Annotated in this window: 22 protein-coding genes; 10 read left to right on the forward strand and 12 right to left on the reverse strand. The window is 69.1% G+C overall.

Annotated features, from left to right (window positions below):
- Positions 1 to 10 precede the first annotated feature (10 nt).
- Positions 11 to 1,498 carry an Asp-tRNA(Asn)/Glu-tRNA(Gln) amidotransferase subunit GatA gene (gene gatA, locus ACFVAV_RS07095; RefSeq protein ID WP_379031261.1) on the reverse strand — a complete coding sequence of 496 codons (1,488 nt, stop codon included), beginning with the start codon at positions 1,496 to 1,498 and terminating at the stop codon, positions 11 to 13.
- A complete protein-coding gene (gene gatC, locus ACFVAV_RS07100) occupies positions 1,495 to 1,791 on the reverse strand; it encodes an Asp-tRNA(Asn)/Glu-tRNA(Gln) amidotransferase subunit GatC (protein WP_067493225.1) in 297 nt (98 codons plus the stop codon). The genes gatA and gatC overlap by 4 nt, the downstream gene beginning before the upstream one ends.
- Positions 1,792 to 2,078: 287 nt before the next feature.
- Here gatC and ACFVAV_RS07105 point away from each other — a divergent pair, with 287 nt between their 5' ends.
- Positions 2,079 to 2,729 carry an amino acid-binding protein gene (locus ACFVAV_RS07105; RefSeq protein ID WP_379031265.1) on the forward strand — a complete coding sequence of 217 codons (651 nt, stop codon included), beginning with the start codon at positions 2,079 to 2,081 and terminating at the stop codon, positions 2,727 to 2,729.
- Between the two features lie 11 nt (positions 2,730 to 2,740).
- Here the strand turns inward: ACFVAV_RS07105 and ACFVAV_RS07110 are convergent, their stop codons facing one another.
- The 5 genes from ACFVAV_RS07110 to ACFVAV_RS07130 form a co-directional block, all read right to left on the reverse strand.
- Complete coding sequence (locus ACFVAV_RS07110; protein ID WP_379031268.1) at positions 2,741 to 3,262, reverse strand: GNAT family N-acetyltransferase; 522 nt, start codon at positions 3,260 to 3,262, stop codon at positions 2,741 to 2,743.
- 73 nt (positions 3,263 to 3,335) lie between these two features.
- Positions 3,336 to 3,683, reverse strand: coding sequence for a hypothetical protein (locus ACFVAV_RS07115; protein ID WP_379031271.1), 348 nt, complete (start codon positions 3,681 to 3,683; stop codon positions 3,336 to 3,338).
- 109 nt (positions 3,684 to 3,792) lie between these two features.
- Positions 3,793 to 4,977 (reverse strand): ATP/GTP-binding protein, encoded by a 1,185-nt coding sequence (locus tag ACFVAV_RS07120; RefSeq protein ID WP_379031274.1) that lies wholly within the window; start codon positions 4,975 to 4,977, stop codon positions 3,793 to 3,795.
- 153 nt (positions 4,978 to 5,130) lie between these two features.
- A complete protein-coding gene (locus tag ACFVAV_RS07125; protein ID WP_379031277.1) occupies positions 5,131 to 5,937 on the reverse strand; it encodes an ABC transporter permease in 807 nt (268 codons plus the stop codon).
- Positions 5,934 to 6,872, reverse strand: coding sequence for an ATP-binding cassette domain-containing protein (locus tag ACFVAV_RS07130; RefSeq protein WP_379031280.1), 939 nt, complete (start codon positions 6,870 to 6,872; stop codon positions 5,934 to 5,936). Before ACFVAV_RS07130 ends, ACFVAV_RS07125 begins: the two co-directional genes overlap by 4 nt.
- A 120-nt stretch (positions 6,873 to 6,992) precedes the next feature.
- Here ACFVAV_RS07130 and ACFVAV_RS07135 point away from each other — a divergent pair, with 120 nt between their 5' ends.
- From ACFVAV_RS07135 to ACFVAV_RS07145, 3 genes are all read left to right on the forward strand, one after another.
- Entirely contained in the window at positions 6,993 to 7,631 is a 639-nt protein-coding gene (locus ACFVAV_RS07135) for a PadR family transcriptional regulator (RefSeq protein WP_379031283.1), read from the forward strand.
- A gap of 172 nt (positions 7,632 to 7,803) precedes the next feature.
- The gene (locus ACFVAV_RS07140; protein ID WP_379031828.1) at positions 7,804 to 7,944 is read left to right on the forward strand and encodes a DUF4231 domain-containing protein; all 141 of its coding nucleotides are present in this window, start codon (positions 7,804 to 7,806) and stop codon (positions 7,942 to 7,944) included.
- Positions 7,945 to 8,050: 106 nt separating this feature from the next.
- Complete coding sequence (locus ACFVAV_RS07145) at positions 8,051 to 8,401, forward strand: hypothetical protein (RefSeq protein ID WP_379031286.1); 351 nt, start codon at positions 8,051 to 8,053, stop codon at positions 8,399 to 8,401.
- Positions 8,402 to 8,457: 56 nt separating this feature from the next.
- Here ACFVAV_RS07145 and ligA read toward each other — a convergent pair whose 3' ends face one another.
- The 4 genes from ligA to ACFVAV_RS07165 all read right to left on the reverse strand — a co-directional run bounded on the left by ligA (position 8,458) and on the right by ACFVAV_RS07165 (position 14,402).
- A complete protein-coding gene (ligA, locus tag ACFVAV_RS07150) occupies positions 8,458 to 10,599 on the reverse strand; it encodes an NAD-dependent DNA ligase LigA (protein ID WP_379031289.1) in 2,142 nt (713 codons plus the stop codon).
- Positions 10,600 to 10,672: 73 nt separating this feature from the next.
- The gene (locus tag ACFVAV_RS07155; protein WP_379031831.1) at positions 10,673 to 11,743 is read right to left on the reverse strand and encodes a methionine synthase; all 1,071 of its coding nucleotides are present in this window, start codon (positions 11,741 to 11,743) and stop codon (positions 10,673 to 10,675) included.
- 317 nt (positions 11,744 to 12,060) lie between these two features.
- Positions 12,061 to 13,176 (reverse strand): tRNA 2-thiouridine(34) synthase MnmA, encoded by a 1,116-nt coding sequence (gene mnmA, locus ACFVAV_RS07160; protein ID WP_379031292.1) that lies wholly within the window; start codon positions 13,174 to 13,176, stop codon positions 12,061 to 12,063.
- Positions 13,176 to 14,402 carry a cysteine desulfurase family protein gene (locus ACFVAV_RS07165; RefSeq protein ID WP_379031295.1) on the reverse strand — a complete coding sequence of 409 codons (1,227 nt, stop codon included), beginning with the start codon at positions 14,400 to 14,402 and terminating at the stop codon, positions 13,176 to 13,178. The genes mnmA and ACFVAV_RS07165 overlap by 1 nt, the downstream gene beginning before the upstream one ends.
- On the opposite strand from ACFVAV_RS07165, the gene ACFVAV_RS07170 reads away from it, so the two are divergent.
- The 4 genes from ACFVAV_RS07170 to ACFVAV_RS07185 all read left to right on the forward strand — a co-directional run bounded on the left by ACFVAV_RS07170 (position 14,401) and on the right by ACFVAV_RS07185 (position 16,640).
- Entirely contained in the window at positions 14,401 to 14,775 is a 375-nt protein-coding gene (locus ACFVAV_RS07170) for a hypothetical protein (RefSeq protein WP_379031297.1), read from the forward strand. The genes ACFVAV_RS07165 and ACFVAV_RS07170 overlap by 2 nt on opposite strands.
- 9 nt (positions 14,776 to 14,784) lie before the next feature.
- Entirely contained in the window at positions 14,785 to 14,979 is a 195-nt protein-coding gene (locus tag ACFVAV_RS07175) for a DUF1918 domain-containing protein (RefSeq protein ID WP_379031300.1), read from the forward strand.
- 131 nt (positions 14,980 to 15,110) lie between these two features.
- Positions 15,111 to 16,142, forward strand: coding sequence for a MauE/DoxX family redox-associated membrane protein (locus ACFVAV_RS07180; protein ID WP_379031303.1), 1,032 nt, complete (start codon positions 15,111 to 15,113; stop codon positions 16,140 to 16,142).
- Between the two features lie 162 nt (positions 16,143 to 16,304).
- Positions 16,305 to 16,640: a calmodulin gene (locus ACFVAV_RS07185; RefSeq protein WP_379031306.1), complete on the forward strand. Its 336-nt coding sequence runs from the start codon at positions 16,305 to 16,307 to the stop codon at positions 16,638 to 16,640.
- A gap of 97 nt (positions 16,641 to 16,737) precedes the next feature.
- Here the strand turns inward: ACFVAV_RS07185 and ACFVAV_RS07190 are convergent, their stop codons facing one another.
- A complete protein-coding gene (locus ACFVAV_RS07190; RefSeq protein ID WP_379031309.1) occupies positions 16,738 to 17,805 on the reverse strand; it encodes an alpha/beta hydrolase in 1,068 nt (355 codons plus the stop codon).
- Between the two features lie 121 nt (positions 17,806 to 17,926).
- Here ACFVAV_RS07190 and ACFVAV_RS07195 point away from each other — a divergent pair, with 121 nt between their 5' ends.
- Together ACFVAV_RS07195 and ACFVAV_RS07200 are read left to right on the forward strand one after the other, a co-directional pair.
- Positions 17,927 to 18,412 (forward strand): Lrp/AsnC family transcriptional regulator, encoded by a 486-nt coding sequence (locus tag ACFVAV_RS07195; RefSeq protein ID WP_379031312.1) that lies wholly within the window; start codon positions 17,927 to 17,929, stop codon positions 18,410 to 18,412.
- A gap of 197 nt (positions 18,413 to 18,609) precedes the next feature.
- Positions 18,610 to 22,089 (forward strand): indolepyruvate ferredoxin oxidoreductase family protein, encoded by a 3,480-nt coding sequence (locus ACFVAV_RS07200; RefSeq protein WP_379031315.1) that lies wholly within the window; start codon positions 18,610 to 18,612, stop codon positions 22,087 to 22,089.
- Positions 22,090 to 22,107: the final 18 nt, after the last annotated feature.

Below are 22,107 nucleotides of genomic sequence, written 5' to 3' on the forward strand. Positions count from 1 at the left end.
TCGGTAGTTCTCAGACCGCCGCGGGCACGGGCAGCGCGCCACGGGCGAGCTCGTAGGCCGCGCCCACCCGGTACAGGCGGTCGTCGGCCAGGGCGGGCGCCATGATCTGCAGGCCCACCGGCAGGTTGTCGTCGGCCGACAGTCCCGACGGCACCGACATGCCGCAGTGCCCGGCCAGGTTGGTCGGCAGCGTGCACAGGTCCGACAGGTACATGGCCAGCGGGTCGTCGACCTTCTCGCCCAGCTTCCACGGGGTGAACGGGCTGGTCGGCGAGACGAGCACATCGACCTTTTCGTAGGCGGCGTCGAAGTCACGCGCGATCATCGTGCGGACCTTGAGCGCCTGACCGTAGTAGGCGTCGTAGTAACCGGCCGACAGCGCGTAGGTGCCGATGATGATGCGGCGCTTGACCTCCGGGCCGAAACCGGCCTCGCGGGTCAGCGACATCACCTGGTCGGCGCTGTGGCTGCCGTCGTCACCGACGCGCAGGCCGTAGCGCATCGCGTCGAAGCGCGCCAGGTTCGACGACACCTCCGACGGCATCACCAGGTAGTACGAGGACAGCGCGTACTCGAAGTTCGGGCACGACACCTCGACCACCTCGGCGCCCAGTTCCTCGAGCACCGCGACCGCGGCGTCGAAGGAACCCAGCACGCCGGGCTGGTAACTGTCGGAATGCAATTCGCGCACCACACCGACGCGCACACCGGTCAGGTCACCGTTGGCGCCCTGTCGCGCCGCCTCGACCACGGGCGCCACCGGCACATCGCGGGAGGTGGAATCGCGCGGGTCGTAGCCGGCGATCACCTCGTGCAGCAGCGCGGTGTCGAGCACCGTGCGACCACACGGGCCACCCTGATCCAGCGACGACGCGCACGCGACCAGGCCGTACCGGGACACGGTGCCGTAGGTGGGCTTCACGCCGACCGTCGCGGTGACCGCGGCGGGCTGACGGATGGAGCCACCGGTATCGGTGCCGATCGCCAGCGGCGCCTGGAACGAGGCCAGCGCCGCCGCCGAACCGCCGCCGGAACCGCCGGGGATACGGGTGGTGTCCCACGGGTTGCGGGTCGGGCCGTACGCGGAGTTCTCGGTGGAGGAGCCCATCGCGAACTCGTCCATGTTGGTCTTGCCGAGGATCGGGATGCCCGCGGCGCGCAGCCGGGAGGTGACCGTCGCGTCGTAGGGCGACATCCAGCCTTCGAGCACCTTCGAGGCGCAGGTGGTCGGCATGTCGGTGGTGGTGAAAACGTCCTTGAGCGCCAACGGAACTCCCGCCAGCGGCGAGGCCGGGGTCTCGCCCGCGGCCAGCGCGGAGTCGACGGCGGCGGCCGCGACCAGCGCCTCGTTCCCGGCGACGTGCAGGAAGGCGTTGAGCTCACCGTCGACCGCGGCGATGCGATCCAGGTGCGCCTGGGTGACCTCGGTGGAGGACACCTCGCCGCCGTGGATCTTGGCCGCCAGCTCCGCTGCCGACAGCGTGGTCAACTCGCTCATTCGCCCTCTCCCAGGATCTGCGGGACCAGGAAACGCTGTTCTTCCACGGCGGGCGCCTGGTCCAGCGCCTGCTCGGGAGTCAGACCTGGCACGACCACATCGGGCCTGGTCACATTGGTCGTCGGGTTCGGCGACGCGGTGGCGGGGACGTCGGCGGCGACCTCGGAGATGGTCCGCACGTGGCTGAGGATCGAATCCAGCTGACCGGCGAACTGGTCGAGTTCGGCGTCGGTCAACGCCAGCCGGGACAGCCGGGCGAGGTGAGCGACCTCGTCGCGGGAGATTGCGGGCACCGCGGGACCCCTTTCGGCTTCGGTTGGGAAGTAGTGGCTACAGCCTAATTGGCACCGCTGCGCAGCAGTCGACAGCCCTGCGCACGGCTGGAGCGACGGCGGAGGTACGCCTAGTCAGGGGTTGGACGGGGTAGAACGGGGTAGGACGCACCTGCCTCGCGCGAAAGTTCGCGCATGTCGGGGCGTTGGGTTCATACTTCGAGTCGTGCAACCCGCGTTCAGGGGTGTAAGTATGGCGTCACCGGGTATTCATTGTGAACAACCCCGGCCCTAGGAAAGGAACGCACGTGTCATTCCTGCTCCGCGTGCAACTTCCGGATCGACCGGGAAGCCTCGGTTCCCTCGCACTCGCCCTCGGCGGGGTCGGCGCGGACATCCTCTCGCTCGATGTCGTCGAACGCGGCGCCGGATTCGCGATCGACGATCTGGTGGTCGAAGTTCCTACCGGCGCGCTGCCCGACACCCTGATCACCGCCGCGGAGTCCGTGCACGATGTGAGCGTCGACTCCATCCGCCCGTACTCCGGCGTGCTCGACACCCATCGCGAGCTCGAGCTGATCGACCAGGTCGCCAGCGCCCGCGACGACCGGCTGCAGGTCCTCGTCGACGGTGTGCCGCGCGTGCTGCGCGTCGGCTGGTCGACCATCATCGGGCTGGGCCCGGCCGGCGCCTATCGCGTCGTCGGCAGCCCGAGCGCCCCTGAGACGCAAGCGGGTTCGGCGCCGTGGATGCCGCTGGAGAAGCCGTCGTTGCTCGACGGCGAGGCCGAGTGGGTGCCGCAGATCTGGCGCGACATGGACACCAAACTGGCGGCAGCACCGCTCGGCAACACCGGCAAGTCGCTGCTACTCGGCCGCCCCGGTGGACCGGACTTCCGCCCGTCGGAGGTCGCCCGCCTCGGCTACCTCGCCGGCATCGTCGCCACTGTCCTGCACTGACGGGTCGGTCCCTACACGAGGGCCAGGCGCATGACGTAGAGCTGCAAACCGTCGTGCGGGGACCAATTGCGTTCCGGCACAGCGACGAAGCCGAGACGTTCGTAGATGCGGTGCGCGTCGACCATGGTCGCCATGGTGGTGAGCGCGACCGCCTCGTACCCGCCCGCCCTCGCCTCGGCGACGACCGCGCGAACCAGCGCGGTGCCTGCGCCGAGACCGCGGGCCCGCTTCGCGACGGCGAGCATGCGGAACTCGAGTTCGCCGGGAAGAGCGATCTCGGCATAGCGGGTACCCGGCTTCGCGACGGTCAGCGAGCCCGCGATCTCGTCTTCGTAGACGGCGACGAAGACTTCCGCTTCGGCGGCGCGATGGGCGACGTCGCCTAGTTCGGTGACGTAGCTGTCCTCGGGTGAGACGTAGCCGTCGCCGACGTACACGTCGACGGTGAGGGCGGAGATCGCGTCGTATTCGCTGGGGTGTGCGGTGCGGATCTCGAGGCCGGTGCCAGGGGTGGGGGCTGATATGCCGTGCATCTCGGAATGATCCCACCCGCACCGCTGTGAGCTCGACCTCACCCGAAAATCGGGAAGCCGGTGAGCTCGCGCCTCACGACCCGAGGTACGGCCGCAGGCCGGGGTGATCGGCGACCCACTTGTCGGGGTTGCGCGGCGGGTAGGCGACGGCGAGCTGGTCACCGATCGCAGGCCAGTGGGCCGCGTCCCAGGCGAAACGGCGGTAGACGACGACTCCGGTGACCGACGGGCCGGTCAGCGTGCCGGTGATGGTGACGTAGTGCTCGCCGGTCATGGCGGGCAGCGCGCTGACGCCGGTGATGTAGAGCGACCCGTGTTCGAGACTCGCTCCCCCGCCCTTCCCGGTGCGGGCGGCCAGCACCGCGCCGATCGTCACGACCAGCATCGTCACCATGGCCGCCGCCATCACCACTTCGAGCATGTCTCCATGCTAAGGCGTACCTCCGCCTTCGCTCCGGCCGTGCGCGGGTCTGTCGACGGCTTCGCCGACAGCGCCCGTTATACCTGAGCTGCGCGGCCGCGCGCCCGCCTCACAGTGGCGTGAGCTCGCTGACGCCCTGCTCGCGGCGCAGCTGCCAGACCGCGCTGCGGGTGCGCTGCGACCGGCCGTTGCCGCGATCGATCAGCGCGCGATTGGCGGTGGTGTAGATCAGTTGCGCGCCACGAGCATTCGTCTCCGGGTTCTGGAACAGCTGGACGAGCCGGTCGGTCTCCTCCACCGGCAGGCCCGCGCCCAGGTCGTCGACGGCCAGCACCTGGCCGGTGTCGAGCGCCTCGAGCATGGCGGGCAGCACCCGCAGCAGCGAGCGGGTGGCGGTGGACGCGTCGGCCAGCTCGAACGGCACATCGATCCCCTCGTGCACCAGGCTCAGTCCGGGGCCGCGGCGATCCACCATCCGCCGATACAGCGCGTCCCGCGCGGCCCGCAGCGTACTGAGTTCGCGTTCCAGCAGGATCGGGTCGGCGCCACCGTGGTCGAGTTGTGCTGCCAGCGCGCTGATTTCGGCATCCAGATCACGCAGGTAGTCGGCGTACATCGGATCGTGCTCGGCGACCAGCAGATCCTCGATGCCCAGATCCGCTGTCCGCAACAGCATCAGCAGCCGCGCGGCGTTGTCGGGCGAGCGCGAGATGTGACTGCCGAGATCGTGGGCGAGTTCCTCGCCGCCCGCCTCCCCCTGCTGCACCTGCAGGTTCGCCGCGAACCAGCGATACGCGGGCACCAGCGCCTCGGCGTACATCTGCCCGGCCAGACTCAGCAGCAAGGCGTTCGGCCGCACCAGCGGCACCAGCGCCGCCACACCGTAGCGAGCCGGCTCGAACATCGGCCCGATCTTGATCTGATCACCGGTGCGTTCGAACACGATCCGCTTGCGCGAGCGCGGATGCGTGTACAACCACTCCGCGATCACATCGGCATTGTCGAGCCGGAACCCGTAGGTGTAGGGCACCCCCTCGGCCACGAACCCGGCGACGAATTCGGTGGGCCGGTCGGCGAACCCGAGATGCGGCCTGCGCACCGGCCCCGCGTACGGATCCCAGCCGCTCACCGAATGCAGCACAGCGTCGCGCATCTGTGCCAGCGCGTCGATCAGGCTGGTTTTCCCCGAGGCGGCCACGCCGTGCACCGCGGTCACCGGCACCGCCACCGGCCCACCGACGCCCTTGCTGAGCCGCAATTGCTGCGCCTCGGCCAGCGACCGGTGGTTTGTCACCTGAAAACTACGCAGCACTGAGCTCGTCCGCCTCTCCGAATCTTTTGGCCAGACTAGGGGACGCAAGGGCTCATCGACGCGGCAGGCGATGGGGTACGTGGTCGGGTCGGCCCGTCCCCGGCGAGTTACCCGTGTTCTCGCCGGGCGAGTCCGCTAGCGGCTCAGGTCCCGGAACCGCCGCACCGCCAGCGGGAAGAACACCGCGACCAGGGCCACCGGCCAGACCACCGCGAGCAGTTCCGCGTTGGCCGCGGCCCACGAGTCACCCGCCGCGACCGGGTTGCCGAACAGGCCGCGCACCGCAGTCGCTGTCGCCGACAGGGGATTCCACTCGACGACCGCGCCCAGCCAAGACGGCATCGATTCGGGCGAGGCGATGGCGTTGGAGAGGAAGCCGACCGGCCAGACCAGGATCTGGACCGCCTGCACCAGTTCCGGTTTGCCCGCGACCATGGCCAGGTAGATGCCGATCCACAGCATCGCGAACCGGAGCAGCAGCAGGAGCACCACCGCCCCCAGGAACGCGGCCAAGCCGCCGTGCCAGCGCCAGCCGATCGCGTACCCGACCGCGATCATCACCGTCAGCCCGACCGCCGACTGCAGCATGTCGGCGACGCTGCGGCCGACCAGGACCGCGGCCGAGTTCATCGGCATCGAGCGGAACCGGTCGATGACACCCTTGTTCAGGTCCTGGGTGACCGCGAGCATCGTCGACTCGAGGCCGAAGGCCATGGTCATCGTCAGCATGCCGGGAACCAGGTAGTCCTTGAAGTCGCCGTCGACGCCACGGCCACCACCGATCAGGTAGCTGAACATCAGCAGCAGCATCACCGGGAAGACCAGCCCGACCACCAGCTGCACGGGCTGGCGCGCCCAGTGCGCCAGCTCGCGCCTGGTCATCGTCCACGAGTCGGCCGCCGCCCAGCTCAGCGTCGAATCTGTCTGCTGCGTCGTGCTCATGCCGCGTTCTCCTCCGTCAGGTGCAGGAAGACTTCGTCCAGCGTCGGGCGCCGGACCGCGATGTCCTCCGGCTCGATCCCGGTGGCCGCCAGCGCCCGGACGGTCTCGGTCAGGGCCGCCATCCGGTCGCTGACCGAGGCGCTGACCATCCGCCGGTCCTCGTCCACCACCGCCTCGCCGGGCAGGAGCGAGGCCGCGAGCGCCAGTTGGGCCGTGTCGTGCAGGACCACGTCGATGCGGTCACCGCCCGTTGTCGTCTTCAGCTCGTCCGCGGTGCCCTCCGCGATGACCTTGCCGTGGTCGATCACCGAGATCCGGTCGGCCAGCTGATCGGCCTCCTCCAGATACTGCGTGGTCAGCAGAACGGTGGTGCCGCCGTCGACCAGCGACCGCACCGAGTTCCACACCTCCGTGCGACCGCGGGGATCGAGCCCGGTCGTCGGCTCGTCCAGAAAGAGCACCTGCGGTTCGGAGATGAGCGAGGCCGCGAGGTCGAGCCGCCTGCGCATGCCGCCGCTGTACTGCTTGACGGCCTTCGTGCCGGTGTCCGCGAGCCCGAACCGCGCCAGGAGCTCGTCGGCCCTGACGCCGGCGCGGCGCGCGCCCAGGTGATAGAGGCGCCCGAACATCTCCAGGTTCTGCCGCCCACTGAGCTCCTCGTCGACGGCCGCGCTCTGGCCGAGCAGCCCGATCCGGGAGCGCACCCGATCGGCGTCCTTGCGCACGTCCAGGCCCGCTACCTCGACTCGCCCCGCCTCGGGCCGCAGCAGTGTCGACATGATGCGCACGGCCGTGGTCTTGCCCGCGCCGTTCGGGCCGAGCACCGCGTGGACGGTACCGGCCCTGACAGCGAGGTCGAGGCCGTCGATTGCCCGTTTGGCCCCGTAGTTCTTCCGCAAGCCTTCGACGACGATCGCCGGATCGTGGTCAGTCACTTCAGCCCTCCATCACGCATTGATCAAATTTGACTAGACGGCCAAGGTACGGCGCCCTCGGCAATTAGTCAAACTTGAATACTGCTAGTTTGGTCAAAGTTGATCAGAAGGGAGACGTCCATGTCAGCGATCCGCCTGCTTGTCCTCGGCGCGGTCCGGCAACACGGACGAGCACACGGCTATCAGGTCCGCAACGACCTGGAATTCTGGGGCGCCCACGAGTGGTCCAACGCCAAGCCCGGCTCGATTTACCACGCGCTCAAGCAGATGGCCAAGCAAGGACTCCTCGTCGAGCACGAAGTCGCGCCGAGCACCGTCGGCGGGCCGCCCCGCGTCGAGTACGAGATCAACGACAAGGGCACCGAGGAATACTTCACGCTGCTGCGCCAGGCCCTGACCTCCTACGACCAGAAGATGGACATGCTCTCGGCGGGTATCGGGTTCATCGTCGACCTGCCCCGCGACGAAGCCGTCGCCCTCCTCCGCCGGCGGATCGCCGGCCTCGAACAGTGGCGCGCCTCGGTCACCGAGTACTACACGCCGGAGCAAGGCCCCGAACAGCTCGGCCACATCGGCGAGATCATGAACATGTGGCTGCACTCCGCCGACAGCGAAGCGGCATGGACCCACGGCCTGATCGGTCGCATCGAAGGCGGCGCGTACATCTTCGCCGGCGAGGGTGAACCCTTCGTCGGCGTGCTGGCCGACGATGAGCCGAACCCGTTCGCGACGGGACCGCATCCTGCGGACTCCCGCTAGCGATCCCCGCGGATCGATGCCCTCACCCCGCAGGTTCACACCCTCGGTCGCGTTCCGAAAAGATCAGCGGCACATCGAATTTCGTGCTACTTCTTGACCCGCGTCGCAAGGTGGGCAAGCAGGCGACGAGACGACGCCTGCCGAGATCGTCCGGCAGCGTTTCGACGACCAGCTGCGGTGGTACCGCGAGCACACTCGGTCGGCTCAGCGCATGTACCGGCGCGTCAAATTCGGCCAGCTCGTCATCGCCGCAGTGGTCCCGGTCCTGGCTGACGCAACCAGGCCGGTGACCGAGTGCCGGAGTGCCGGCTGAGCTCGGCAGCAGCCGGGCGTGTCCGCCTGCGACGCACTAGCATGCTGGACACACCGCGACCGGCCGTTCGACGGGCCGGCGTCGACGACGAGGATGGGTGCGCAGGATGGCTGTTCGGATGATGGTTCGCGGGGTTGTCGTCGCGGCGGTGACGGCCGGCGCCGCCGTGCCGGTGGTGCTGCTGGGCGCGCCGAACGCGGTGGCCGACCCGTGCCCGAACGGGACCGCGCGGGTGTTCCTCGGGGACGAGACGAACTCGTGTCAGGGGGCCGGGTCGCAGACCTATGTGCTGGCGGGGGTGTCGAAGGTCTGCTCGATGACCAGTACCGATGTGACGATCGATATCGACAGCGAGAGCAAGAAATTGCGGCGGCACGTGGAGATTCGGAACGGGCAGTGTGCGTCGTTCCAGCTGCGGGGGCAGACCGGAGCGACGGTTACCGTCACGCCGAACTGAGAATCGCGCTGAGCCGGGTGCGGGATCCGCTGTGCTACTGCGGATCCCGCAGACGATTACTCGCCCTCGGCGGACTCCGGCGCGGTCTCGGCGGATTCGGGCGCGGGTGACACTGCGGCGGGTCCCCCTTCGAGCAGGAGCCGGAAGCCGTCCTCGTCGAGGATCGGCACGCCGAGTTCCTCGGCCTTGGCCGCCTTCGAGCCGGGCGCTTCGCCGATCACCACGAACGCCGTCTTCTTCGAGACCGAGCCCGCCGCCTTGCCGCCGCGGATCAGGATCGCTTCCTTGGCGCCGTCGCGGGTGAAGGTTTGCAGGGAGCCGGTGACGACGATGGACAGGCCGTCGAGGTTGCGTTCGATGGAATCGTCGCGCTCGTCTTCCATACGGACACCGGCCGCGCGCCATTTGTCGACGATGGCGCGGTGCCAGTCGACGGTGAACCATTCCACGACCGCGGCGGCGATGGTCGGGCCGACACCGTCGGTGGCCGCGAGTTCGTCGCCGGTGGCCGCTTCGATGCGGTCGAGGCCGGCGAATTCGGCGGCGAGGGCGCGGGCGGCGGTCGGGCCGACGTGGCGGATCGACAGGGCGACGAGCACCCGCCACAGCGGAGTGTCCTTGGCGGCGTTCAGGTTTTCCAGCAGGCGGGCACCGTTGGCCGACAGCGCTCCGTCCTGTTTGGTGAACAGCGGGACACCGAGCAGGGCCTGCTCGTCGAGGGCGAACAGGTCGCCTTCGTCGGTGATGGCGCCCGAGGTGAGCAGCGCATTGGCGGCCTCGTAGCCGAGGGCTTCGATGTCGAAGGCGCCGCGACCGGCCAGGTGGAAGACGCGTTCACGCAGCTGGGCCGGACAGTGCTGCTGGTTGGGGCAGCGGATGTCGGCGTCGCCCTCCTTGGCCGGGGCCAGTTCGGTGCCGCATTCGGGGCAGTGCGTCGGCATCACGAACTCGCGTTCGTCGCCGGTGCGGGCGTCGACCACGGGGCCGAGGACCTCGGGGATGACGTCACCCGCCTTGCGGATGGTGACGGTGTCGCCGATCAGCACACCCTTGCGCTTCACCTCGGAGGCGTTGTGCAGGGTGGCCATGGCGACGGTCGAGCCGGCGATGGAGACCGGCGCCATCACCGCGAACGGGGTGACCCGGCCGGTGCGGCCGACATTCACCTCGATATTGAGCAGCGTGGTGGTGGCCTCTTCGGGCGGGTACTTGTAGGCGATGGCCCAGCGCGGCGCGCGGGAGGTGGAGCCGAGGCGGCGCTGCAACGCCATCTCGTCGATCTTGATCACCTGACCGTCGATCTCGTGCTCGATATCGTGCCGGTGCTCGCCCCAGTAGGCCACGCGCTCGATGACCGCGTCGATGCCCTTGACCAGGCGGGTGTGCTCGGAGACCGGCAGGCCCCAGGCGGCCAGTGCCTGGTAGGCCTCGTGCTGGGACCGCGGGCGGTAGCCCTCGATGCGGCCGAAGCCGTGACAGATCATCCGCAGCCTGCGCTGGGCGGTGATCGCCGGGTTCTTCTGGCGCAGCGAACCGGCGGCGGTATTGCGCGGATTCGCGTACGGCGGTTTGCCTTCGGCGACGATCTGGGCATTGAGGGTCTCGAAGTCTTCGAGCCGGAAATACACCTCGCCCCGCACCTCGAGGAGTTCCGGGATCGGGAAATCCTCGGTCGGGGTGAGATCAGTGGGGATGTCTTCGATAGTGCGAGCGTTGAGGGTGACGTCCTCGCCGGTGCGGCCGTCGCCGCGGGTGGCGCCGCGCACCAGCTTGCCGTTCTCGTACACCAGGTTCAGCGCGACGCCGTCGATCTTGACCTCGCACAGGTAGTGCAGGTCGGGACCGGCCTCGGCTTCCACCCGGCTCGCCCAGGTGCGCAGCTCGTCGTAGTCGAAGACGTTGTCCAGCGACAACATCCGTTCGAGATGGTCGACGGCGGTGAACTCGGTGGCGAACCCGCCACCGACGAGCTGGGTCGGCGAATCCGGCGTCCGCAGGTCGGGATGGGCCTCCTCGAGGGCCTGCAACTGCCGCAGCAAGGTGTCGAACTCGCCGTCGGTGATGACCGGCGCGTCGCGCACGTAGTAGCGGAACTGGTGCTCGCGCACCTCGTCCGCCAGCTGCTGCCACTGCACCCGCTGCTCGGGGGTCGCGCCCGGCTCGGCACTCACGGAAACCACGCTGTCGCTGTCACTCACCTGTCGAACAGTAGTCGAGCCCACCGACACATCCGCCGACCGTTCCCGCACGTCGCGGGGCCTGTCGGCGACCTCACTCGAAGGTGATCGACTCCGGTTCCTCGGCGAAAGCCCGCGCGACATCAGCGGTGAGCGAGAGCGCCTTGCGCGACCACGGCAGCGGCGCACCGGCCAGTCCGCAGGCCGGGGTGACGAGGATCTGCTCGGCGAGGACGCGGCGCGAGAAACCCAGCCGGTCGATCAGGCGGACACCGGGTTCGGCGACGTCGCGCCAGGTGATCGGTGCGGCCGGAGCCTCGGTCGGCGTCAGGCCGAGCGCGACCTTCCTGCCGGAGTCGATGATCTCGCCGAGCGCGTCGAGGTCGGCGGTGGTGATCGTCGACGCGTCGAAGGAGATGCCTGCGGCGGCCGTGCGGCCCAGCGTGCCGAGGGCGGGACGGGACGCGCAGGTGTGCAGCAGGATCGGCGCGGACTGGGCGTTGATCACGGTGTCGAGGATGTGCACCGCCTCGGGTTCGGGCACCGCGCGAATGGTGTTCAGGATGCTCGGTCCCCGCAGGGAACCGTCGAGCACCGTGGTGAGCCGGGGTTCGTCGAGCTGGATGACCACCTCGGCGCCGAGTCGTCGGCGGACCTCCGCGGCGTGCCGGGCCAGCCCTTCGGCGAGTGACTCCGAAAGATCGCGCACCGCACCGGAATCGGTGAGGATGCGGTGTCCGCCGGGGAGTTCGACCTCGGCGGCGAGGGTGAGCGGGCCCGCCGACTGAAGTTTCACCACGCGGCCCGCACCGGCCAGACCCGCTGTCTCCCAGGCTTCTTCGATGGCGTCGAGGTCGACGCGCAGGAGATCCCTGGCGCGCCGGGACACCGCACCGGGGCGGGCGGCCAGGCGGTAGCCGCGGGTCGTCGAATCGAAGCGCAGGTCGACGAGCAGCGCCGAGACGCGTCCGATCATGTCGGCGCCGACCCCGCGATCGGGCAGCTCGACCAGGTGCGGGAGATCGGGCAGCTCGCCGATGATCGTCGCGGCGGCCTCGCGGGGGTCGCTGCCGGGCCAGGAGCCGATCCCGGTGGCGATCCCGGCGACGAACGGGTCGACGGGTTCCGGTGCGGCGGATTCCTGCGAGTTCTCGCTTCGCCACAGTGTCACGCGCTCAGCACCTTTCGTGTCATCGTTCGAAGCCATCACTCGGTCGGTGCGGACACCACGCGCCATGGATCGCACCACGCCGATCGTGCGACGCACGGACCCGCCACCCGCTATCTTGCCCGCACCGCCCTGACCGATCCCACACCGGATCCGCGCCCGTTCCGCGTCCGGCCCAGAACGACCGGCGATGTCTCAGCAGACCAGCACTACGTCGCGTGACGGCGCGCGCCGGCCTGGAGACTTCCTTCCCGCAGGTGGAGCGCCGCTACCAGGCTTCGACGTGTGCCGACCTCGCAGGCATGCTCAGGTGATCAGGCCGAGGCGTCGGCGGAGTCCGCGGGAACCTCGGCCCGATCCGTGCCATTGATGGTGCCACTACCGACCACCGTGTCCCCGCCCTCGGCATCAGGCAGGTACAGCACGATCGCCTGACCCTTGGCGACACCGGTGAGCGGTTCACGCAGCCGGGCGACGAAACCGTCACCCGCGGGCTCGACGACGGCGGGCGCGGTGCCGCCGTGCGCACGCACCTGCACGACGCACTCGACCGGCTCGCCCGGGCGCACGCCGGAGGTCCAGATGGCGCGATCGGCCGTGACGACGTCGACCTGGAGGTCCTCGACCGAGCCGACGCTGACCGTCCCGGAATCGGGATCGATGCCGGTGACGTAGCGCGGCTTGCCGTCGGCGGCCGTGTGGGTCAGGCCGAGGCCCTTACGCTGGCCGACGGTGAATCCGTGCACACCCTCGTGCTCACCGAGGACGGTGCCGTCGGAGTCGACCAGCGCGCCGGGGCGGATGCCGATCTTGGCGCCGAGGAAGGCGCGGGTGTCGCCGGAGGGGATGAAGCAGATGTCGTGGCTGTCGGGCTTGTTCGCCACGGCAAGGCCGCGTTCGGCCGCTTCCTCGCGGATCCGCGGCTTCGGGGTGTCACCGACCGGGAACATCGCGCGCGCGAGCTGCTCGGCGGTGAGCACCGCGAGCACGTAGGACTGGTCCTTGTCCGCGTCGACCGCGCGGCGCAGCACGCCGTCGGAGAGCCGGGCGTAGTGGCCGGTGACCACGGCGTCGAAACCGAGGGCCTGCGCGCGGTCGGCGAGGGCGGAGAACTTGATCTTCTCGTTGCAGCGCAGGCACGGGTTGGGCGTCTCGCCCGCGGCGTAGGCGGCGACGAAATCGTCGATCACGTCTTCCTTGAAGCGGTCGGCGAAATCCCAGACGTAGAACGGGATACCGAGCACGTCGGCGGCGCGGCGCGCGTCACCGGCGTCTTCCTTGGAGCAGCAACCGCGCGAACCGGTGCGCAGCGTGCCCGGCGTCGCCGACAGCGCCAGGTGCACCCCGACCACCTCGTGGCCGGCGTCGACGGCCCGCGCCGCGGCCACCGCCGAATCGACGCCACCACTCATCGCGGCGAGTACTCGCATCAGGCACCTCCTCTAGCGCCGGCCATGCCCGCGGCTCTGGCCCGTTCGATGACCTGCGGAAGAACGGTCAACAATGTCTCGATATCGGCCCCGGTCGAGGTGTGACCCAGCGAGAACCGCAGCGAACTGCGGGCCTGCCACGGCTCGACGCCCATCGCGATCAGCACATGACTCGGGGAGGCCACGCCCGCGTTGCAGGCCGACCCGGTGGAGCATTCGACACCGGCGGCGTCGAGCAGCATGAGCAGCGAGTCGCCCTCGCAGCCGGGGAAGGTGAAGTGGGCGTTGCCGGGGAGGCGACGCGCGTCGACGGGCCCGTTGAGCACCGCGTCGGGCACCGCGGCCCGCACACCGTCGATCAGCTGCTCACGCAGTACGCGCAGCTGCTCGGCGCGCGCGGGCAGGTCACCGACGGCTTCGCGCAGCGCGGCGGCCATGCCGGCGGCCGCGGCCACATCGGAGGTGCCCGAGCGCAGGTCGCGTTCGTGTCCACCGCCGTGCACCAGCGGCACACACGGCACCTGCCTGCCGAGCAGCAGCACCCCGATACCGTGCGGACCGCCCGCCTTGTGCCCGGCGACGCTGAGCGCGGCCAGCCCGCTCGCGCCGAAATCGATGGGGAGCTGGGTCACCGCCTGGATCGCGTCGCTGTGCATCGGGACGTCGAATTCCTGGGCGACAGCGGCCAATTCGGCGATCGGCTGGACGGTGCCGACCTCGTTGTTGGCCCACATGACACTGACCAGCGCGACCTCGTCGGCCTGCTCGGCCAGCACCTCGCGCAGCGCGTGCGGCGAGACGACACCCTCGGCGTCGACGGGCAGCCAGGTGACCCGCGCGCCCTCGTGCTTCTCCAGCCACTCGACCGCGTCGAGCACCGCGTGATGCTCGACCGCGCTGGTGACGATCCTGGTGCGCCGCGGATCGCCCGCCCTGCGCCCCCAGAAGATGCCCTTGACGGCCAGATTGTCGCTCTCGGTGCCACCGGAGGTGAAGATCACCTCGGACGGCCGCGCCCCCAGGTCGGCCGCGATCGACTCGCGCGCCTCCTCCAGCGACCGGCGTGCGGCCCGCCCGGATCCGTGCAACGACGAGGCGTTACCCACCGTGCTCAGCGCAGCCGTCATCGCCTCGACGGCGGCGGGCAACATCGGAGTGGTCGCCGCGTGGTCGAGGTAGACCGTCTTGGGCGCACCGTTGACCGGACCCGTATAAGCCGACTTCATGACCGACAAAGCCTATACCACCGCTGACCAGGGCATCTTCGGGGTCCACCCCTGCTTTCTAGGATATTTCTACGATTTACCCACGATCCTCAACCCGCGCACCGCCATCGGGTATTCCCGGATCCACACCGCAGCGAGCTCCACCACGATCCGGAGCAGGGCACCGGACCTCAGTCCGCCCGGAGCCGCCACCGCACGCCAGGCGCAGATCGCCGGCCTGCCTCACCAGCCCCGCCGTTCCGGTCTCGAGTACACCGCACCGGGTGACGTCGCAATTCACCGTCACAGACTCTCCCCGCCGGAATTGTCCGGTGTCGGTAAATCTGAGCCATCGCCAATTGATCTGATCCACGCAGACGTCAATGTCTTCTAGACTTGCGACATGCGAGCAACCGTAGGCGATCGACTCGTTATGCACGGCAGGACAGTAGGCCAGCACGACCAGCAGGCCGAGATCATCGAGGTGCTGGGGCCTGACGGCACTCCCCCGTTCCGGGTGCGGTACGAGGATGGGCACGAAACGTTGATTTCGCCCGGTCCCGACACAACGGTGCGACATATCGCCGAAGAGGGGTAGCAACCCAGAAACTGCCCTGTGGGCCGGGGGTGGCTGTCATCTCCCGGAAAAGAGCAGATCTTCGCAACACCTCGAATACTCTTCCGGCGAGTCCGAATTCGAAGAGCCGCTGATATGGGAGGGTGCGGCCCATGCTGATCGAATACGGGGTGTGGGTTACGCGGTTGGCGCTCGCCGTGGTGTTCGGGTTGTCGGCCTGGGGAAAACTGGCCGATCGCGCGGGTACGCGGCAGGCGGTGGGCGAGTTCGAGGTGCCGGTGCGGTGGGTGCCCGTCGTGGCGTGGGGGCTGCCGGTCGCCGAGGCGGTGTTGGCGGTCGGCGTCGTCGTGCCGTGGACTGCCGCCGCGGCGGCAGTCGGCGCGCTGCTGCTGCTGACGGTCTTCACGGTGGTCATGGCCGGCTTGTTGCGGCGCGGCAAGCGCCCCTCCTGCTCATGCTTCGGCGCGGCGAGTACGAGGCCGATCGGCGCGCGCAGCATCGTGCGCAACGGCGTGCTGATGGTGCTCGCGGCGGTGGTCCTGTGGGGCGCGCTAGCCCATCCCTCGGTGCCCGCGGGCCTGGCTGCCGATGCCGCGACCGGACTCGCGCTCGTTGCGCTGCTGTGCGGGGTCCTGGCGTGGCTGGTCGGCCAGGTCGGCGCGCTGCGGCGCCGGCTGGACGAGCAGGCGCTCTCGACGCTGGGCGCCGAGGGCTTGCCGGTCGGCTCGGTCGCGCCGGAGTTCGAATTGCTCGACGTCGCGGGCGCCCGCACGAACCTCGCGGACCTGCTCTCGAGTGGCCGGGCGGTGCTGCTGGTGTTCGTGCATCCGGGCTGTGAGTTGTGCGCCGCGCTGGCCCGCGAGCTGCCGCGGTGGCGGGCGCGCACGGCCATGACGATGGTCGTCGTCGGGAACGGCGACGCCGATGAGCAGGCCCTGTGGGGTATCGAACAGGGTCTGGGCGAGATCCCGTCGCTGGTGCAGCAGGGCAACGAGGCGGCGCTGCGCTACCGCGTCCGTGGCACACCGTCGGCTGTGCTGATCGACACCGAGGGCCGAGTCGCCGCGCCCGTTGCCCGGGGCGCTATCGCGATTCGTGAGTTGACTTTCGCCGGTAAGTCGATCCGAACCCAGCTTTTCTCTCGAAGCAACGGCGACCACGCAGCTATCCAGCGCCAGAACTGACCCTCCGCCAGATACCGACGTCGTAAACCGGCGGTCAGTCGAATTTCACCTGGCGCACAAAGAATTTCGTTTACAACAGCGCGCGCACGCCGATACGATACTGAGTGCATTGATGCAGAACCGCACGCAAACCCCATCCACTACTTTTGGCAGGGAGATGTCATGGCGGACTTCGCATTCACCGATTACTCCGGCAAGGAATTCATCATCCGGCTCCATAACGAGCAGCGCATCCAGGAAGCGCGTCGGATTCTGTCCGGCGAGGAGACGATGTCGGTCCATGTCATGGGACGCATCAGGAAACAGCCGGCCGAGTACAACCCGGGCTGGAGCTTCCATCTCGACCCGGACACGATCACCTTCTTCACCGTGGCGATCGAGGTCTGTGACTCGGCTATCAACTACCTCGAGGAAAACCTGGACGAGGCTTGCGGCGCTTTCCTGCCGGGTTGCTTCTGGTGTCCGTGGTCGTCCCGGCTCACCCGAGAGATCCGCTAGTAGCGACGCCGTCGGCGGCAGACCCCGACCGAGTGCTTCGGCCGGGGTCCTGCTGGGCCGCAAGGAGGACCGGGTTGCGGCGTATGCCGACGCCCGGTCAGTGGGTCGGTGAAGGTGTCCGGCTCGATGACCGCACGCTGCCGAGGAAGTCCGCGATGGTCGCCCAGGTGGTTTCGCGGGCGGCGGGCCCCGCGATGATGCCGAGATGACTGCCCGGAACCTCGGTGAAGCGGACCTCGGACGCGCCGGTGAGCACCCGGACGCCCGCTTCGACGGACGCCGAGGAGGCCAGCGCGTCCTTGGTGCCGCCGATCAGCTGGGTCGGCGCCGTGAGTTCGGTGAGGTCGATCGCGCGATCGGGTCGCAAATGCACTGTGCCCTTGAGCATTTCGTTGCGGATGATCAGTTGCCGGTAGGCCTGGCGGTAGAACCGGCCCGGGTAGCCGGGCATGGTGTCCATGAATCTATCCACCGATTGCATGCGGGCCAGTGCCTCGGTGTCGGCGATATTGCGGGCGATGTACCAGGGCTTGGTGAGCTCACGGTCGATCGCCTGGATGCGGAATCCGGCCCGCACCCCGTACTTCGGAACGCCACCGGCGACCCGGATCGGCAGGGTGACTTCGCGGCCGCCGGTGAGCTGCCCGAACCTGCGGGCCAGCGAGATCTGGCCGTTGCGCCGCTGATCGAACGGGGTACCGACCGCGGTGACCGAGCCGATCGGCAGGTCCGGGTGGGCGGCGGCGGTGAGCACGCTCATGGTGCCGCCGAACGACCATCCGATCAGGTCGACAGTGGCGCCCTCGGCCTCCGTGCTGACCGTGGCGATCGCCGTCGGCACGATGTCGTCGACCCATTCCTCGAAGCCGAGATCGCGGTCCGCGTAGGTGATCTCGCCGTAGTCGAGCACAGAGACCTCGCGACCCAGGTCGAGCAGGAATCGCACCAGGCTCTGGCTCGGCCGCATGTCGTAGCAGGAAATGGTCACTGCCAGCGGCGGGACCAGGAGCACGGGATTGCCGGTGGCGGGGGTGGCGCGCCGGTAGCGCAGGAGCCGGCGGTGCGGTTCGTCGTAGACGATGTCCGACGGCGTCGGTGTGTACGGCTCGACGCCGTCGCTGAAGAGTGCGACCGCGTTGCGCAGCGCAACCGACAAGGGGCCCATGTAATTCTCCGGATAGATCGCGACGACGGGAGAAAACTAACTGTAACTCCCTGTATCACCTTATCGGTTCCCGAAGCGCTTCCTCCGAGCAGGTCCGGTTTCCGCCGTGCCACAATGCGGCATGACCATCAAGTTCGATGCTCTCGACGCCGCGTTGCTGGCCGAACTGGCGCGCGACCCGCGGGCGCCGATTCTCGAGCTGGCACAGCGACTCGGCATCGCCCGCAACACGGTGCAGGCGCGGATGAAGCGGCTGGAATCCTCGGGCGCGGTGCGCGGCTATCCGCCCGATATCGATGTGCAGGCGATCGGCTTCCCCGTGCACGCGTTCCTCGGCATCGAACTCGATCAGAACAAGATGGATCCGATCATCGAGACGCTGCGCGGCTTCCCGCACGTCCTCGAGGTGCACGCCACCACCGGTCGCGCCGACCTGCTGGTCCGCATCGCCGCGCAATCGCAGCAGGATCTCCTGGAAATCATCCAGCGGGTGCACGCCATCGACGGCGTGAACCACACCGAGACCATGCTCGCGCTGGCCACCCCGATCGAGTACCGGAGCATGCCGCTGGTCGACCATCTGACGAAGCGGGCGGACCGGCCGTGATGTGATGCAGGTCTCCCCAACTCGAGCAGATTGACACATCCATCCCAGTGGCGCAGATCACTTTTGAGCAGAGTGATCAACTTTTCGACTGACTGTTGACACCGATTCCCCTCCACGGCACATTTCGCTGCACCGATAGCAAGTTCCTTCGTTGCGCAGCTCACGATCTGGGCTGCGGAAAGTGTGGTGAGGCGTCCATGACCACCGTCGTCTGTCCGACCGCCCGGCCGCAGGCCGAGCCTGCCGCGCCCTACGACCTCGCCGATCGCTATCGCTCCGGGGCCGGTCCGGTCCTGCTCACCGGCGTCCAGGCCATCGCGAGGCTGCTGGTGGAACAGCATGTGCGCGATATCCGCGCCGGGCGGCGGGTCGCGACATTCGTCTCCGGCTATCAGGGCAGCCCGCTGGGCGGGGTGGACAAGATGCTGCTCGGTATGCCGGACGTGCTCGCCGAACACGACATCACCTTCGTCCCCGGACTCAACGAGGAGCTGGCCGCCACCTCGGTCTGGGGCAGCCAGGCCGAGCTGCCCGCCGGACGGGCGACCCACGACGGTGTGGTCGGCGTCTGGTACGGCAAGGGCCCCGGTGTCGACCGCGCGACCGACGCCATCCGCCACGCCAACATGTACGGCGTGAACCCGCGCGGCGGCGTCCTGCTGCTGGTCGGCGACGATCCGGCGTCGAAGTCGTCGACGGTGCCCGCCGTCAGCGAGCGTTCGCTGGCCGCCATGGGCGTTCCGGTGCTGTTCCCGCGCAACGCCGAGGAGATCATCACCCTCGGGATGCAGGGCATCGCGATGTCGCGGGCTTCGGGGTGCGTGGTGGCGCTGAAGATCGTCGCCGATGTCGCCGACGGGGCATGGACGGTCGATGCGGACGTGGCCGATACCGCAGTCACGGTGCCCGAGGTGCAGTGGGAGGGAAAGCTTTTCACCTACCGGCAGCGGCCGATGGCGGCGCCGACCGACAGCGTGCTCGCCGAGGCCGACCTCTACGGGCCGCGCTGGGCGACTGTGCAGGCTTTCTCGGCGGCCAACGCCCTCGACACCATCGAGGTGGATCCGGCCGAGGCGAAGGTGGGCATCGCGGCCACCGGGACCACCTTCGACGCGGTCCGCCAGGCACTGCTCGACCTGGGCGTCGACGAGGCGGCCATGCACGCGGCCGGAATCCGGCTGCTGCGCATCGGCATGCCCTATCCCGTCGGCGCGGCCGCTGTCACCGAGTTCGCCCGCGGTCTCGACGAGCTGATCGTGGTGGAGGACAAGACCGCGTTCATCGAGACCCAGATCCGCGAGATCCTCTACGGCACCGCCGCCGCGCCACGCGTCCTCGGCAAGCACGACGCGCGCGGCGGCCGGCTGATGCCGGTCGACGGCGAGCTCACCGCCGGGCGGCTGCTGGCGCCGCTGCGCCGGGTGCTGCGCGAGCGGGTCGAGCTGACCAGGGCCGCACCGCCGCCGCTTCCGCTCGAGGTGCTGTCCACCAAGCGGACGCCGTACTTCTGCAGCGGCTGCCCGCACAACCGCTCCACCGCGTTGCCCGACGGCTCGATCGGCGGCGGCGGTATCGGGTGCCACACGCTGGTGACGATGTCGGGCCGCACCGACAGCGCGGTCACCGGGCTGACCCAGATGGGCGGCGAGGGCAGCCAGTGGATCGGGCAGGCGCCGTTCACCGACGTGCCGCACCTGTTCCAGAACATCGGCGACGGCACGTTCTTCCATTCCGGCCAGCTGGCCGTGCAGGCCTGCGTCGCGGCCGGGGTGAACATCACCTACAAGCTGCTGTGGAACGAGGTCGTCGCGATGACCGGCGCCCAGGACGTGGAGGGCGGGCTCACCGTCGCGCAGCTGACCCACAAGCTTGCTGTCGAGGGCGTCCGCAAGATCATCATCTGCGCCGACGAACCCCGGCGCCACACGAGGCGGGCGCTGGCCAAGGGCACGCTGCTGTGGCATCGCGACCGGCTCGACGAGGCGCAGCGGCTGCTGCGCGAGGTCGAGGGCGTCACCGTGCTGATCTACGACCAGCACTGTGCCGCCGATGCGCGCAGGCAGCGCAAGCGCGGCGCGCTGCCGGTCCGCACCACCCGGGTGGTGATCAACGAGGCCGTCTGCGAAGGCTGCGGCGACTGCGGCACCAAGTCGAACTGCCTGTCCGTGCAGCCGGTCGACACCGAATTCGGGCGCAAGACCCGCATCGATCAGACCTCGTGCAATACCGACTACAGCTGCCTGGACGGCGACTGCCCGTCGTTCGTCACGGTGGACGTGGTCCCGGACAAGGACAAGTCCAAGGCCGGGCGCCGCAAGGCCGTCGCGCCGCCCGTGGTCGCCGACCCCGATGCCGGCGCACCGCAGCGGACGCAGAACGTGCTGATGGCGGGCATCGGCGGCACCGGCATCGTGACGGTGAATCAGGTCCTTGCCACGGCTGCCCTGCGGGCCGGATACGAGGTCGAGAGCCTGGATCAGATCGGCCTGAGCCAGAAGGCCGGGCCGGTGGTATCCCACCTGCGGTTCTCCACAGGGGAATTGGAGCCGTCGAACCGGCTCACCCCGGGCAGCGCGGACTGCCTGCTCGCCGTCGATCTGCTCACCGCGACCGATCCCCGCTATCTCCAGTACGGCGACGCGGCGAGCACCGTGGCGGTGGCCTCGACGAGCCAGACCCCGACCGGCGACATGGTCTACGACAAGTCGGTGACCCATCCCGCCACCGATGCGCTGCTGGATCGGCTTGCGACGGTGACGAATTCGATCAGCCACTTCGACGCACTCGCGGCGGCGCAGACCTTGTTCGGCAACACCGCGGCGGCCAACTTCCTGATCGTCGGCGCCGCCGTCCAGTCCGGTGGGCTGCGACTGCCCGTAGCGGCGATCGAGGAGGCCATCGGCATCAACGGCGTCGCGGTGGACGCGACGATCGCGGCCTTCCGCTGGGGACGTGTCGCCGTCGCGGATCCGGCGGCGTTCGCCGCGGCTGTCGATGAGGGGCAGCCGCGGCGGACTCCGCCAGTGGTGCCCGCGGAAGTGCTGGCGCACACCAGCTTTGCGGGTGAGGTGCGGCGGCTGGTGGAACTGCGGGCGGCCGAGCTGGTCGGCTACCAGAACGCCAAGGTGGCGCGGCGGTATGTCGAGGCCGTCGAACTCGCCTGGTCGGCGGAGCGAGCCGTCGGCGAGCGGACCGACTTCAGCGCGGCGGTGGCGCGGGGGCTGTACAAGTTCACCGCCTACAAGGACGAGTACGAAGTGGCGCGGCTGCTGGTCGATCCCGCCTTCCTCGCCGAGGTGCAGGCCCAGGTGCCGGGCGGTGAGAAGCTCACCTACAAGCTGCATCCCCCGGCCCTGCGCGCGATGGGCCGTCGCAAGAAGATCGGGCTCGCACCGACATCGCATGTGGCACTGAAGGTTCTCGCGAAGGGCAAGTTCCTGCGCGGCACCCGGCTCGATCCCTTCGGCTACGCCCACGTGCGCAAGGTCGAGCGAGAACTGCTGGCCCACTACACCTCCATGGTGGCGCGCCTGGCGAGCGACCTGGACCCGGAGAACTACGACACGGCCACCGCGGCCGCCGCTCTTCCCGATGTCGTGCGCGGCTACGAGAACGTCAAGCTCGGCAATGTCGAGGTGTACCGCGCCGGATTGCGCGAGCTCGGCATCGAGTACTGACCGGGACGCACGCCGCAC

The sequence above is a fragment of the Nocardia sp. NPDC057663 genome (genome assembly GCF_042799895.1).
GTDB lineage: Bacteria > Actinomycetota > Actinomycetes > Mycobacteriales > Mycobacteriaceae > Nocardia.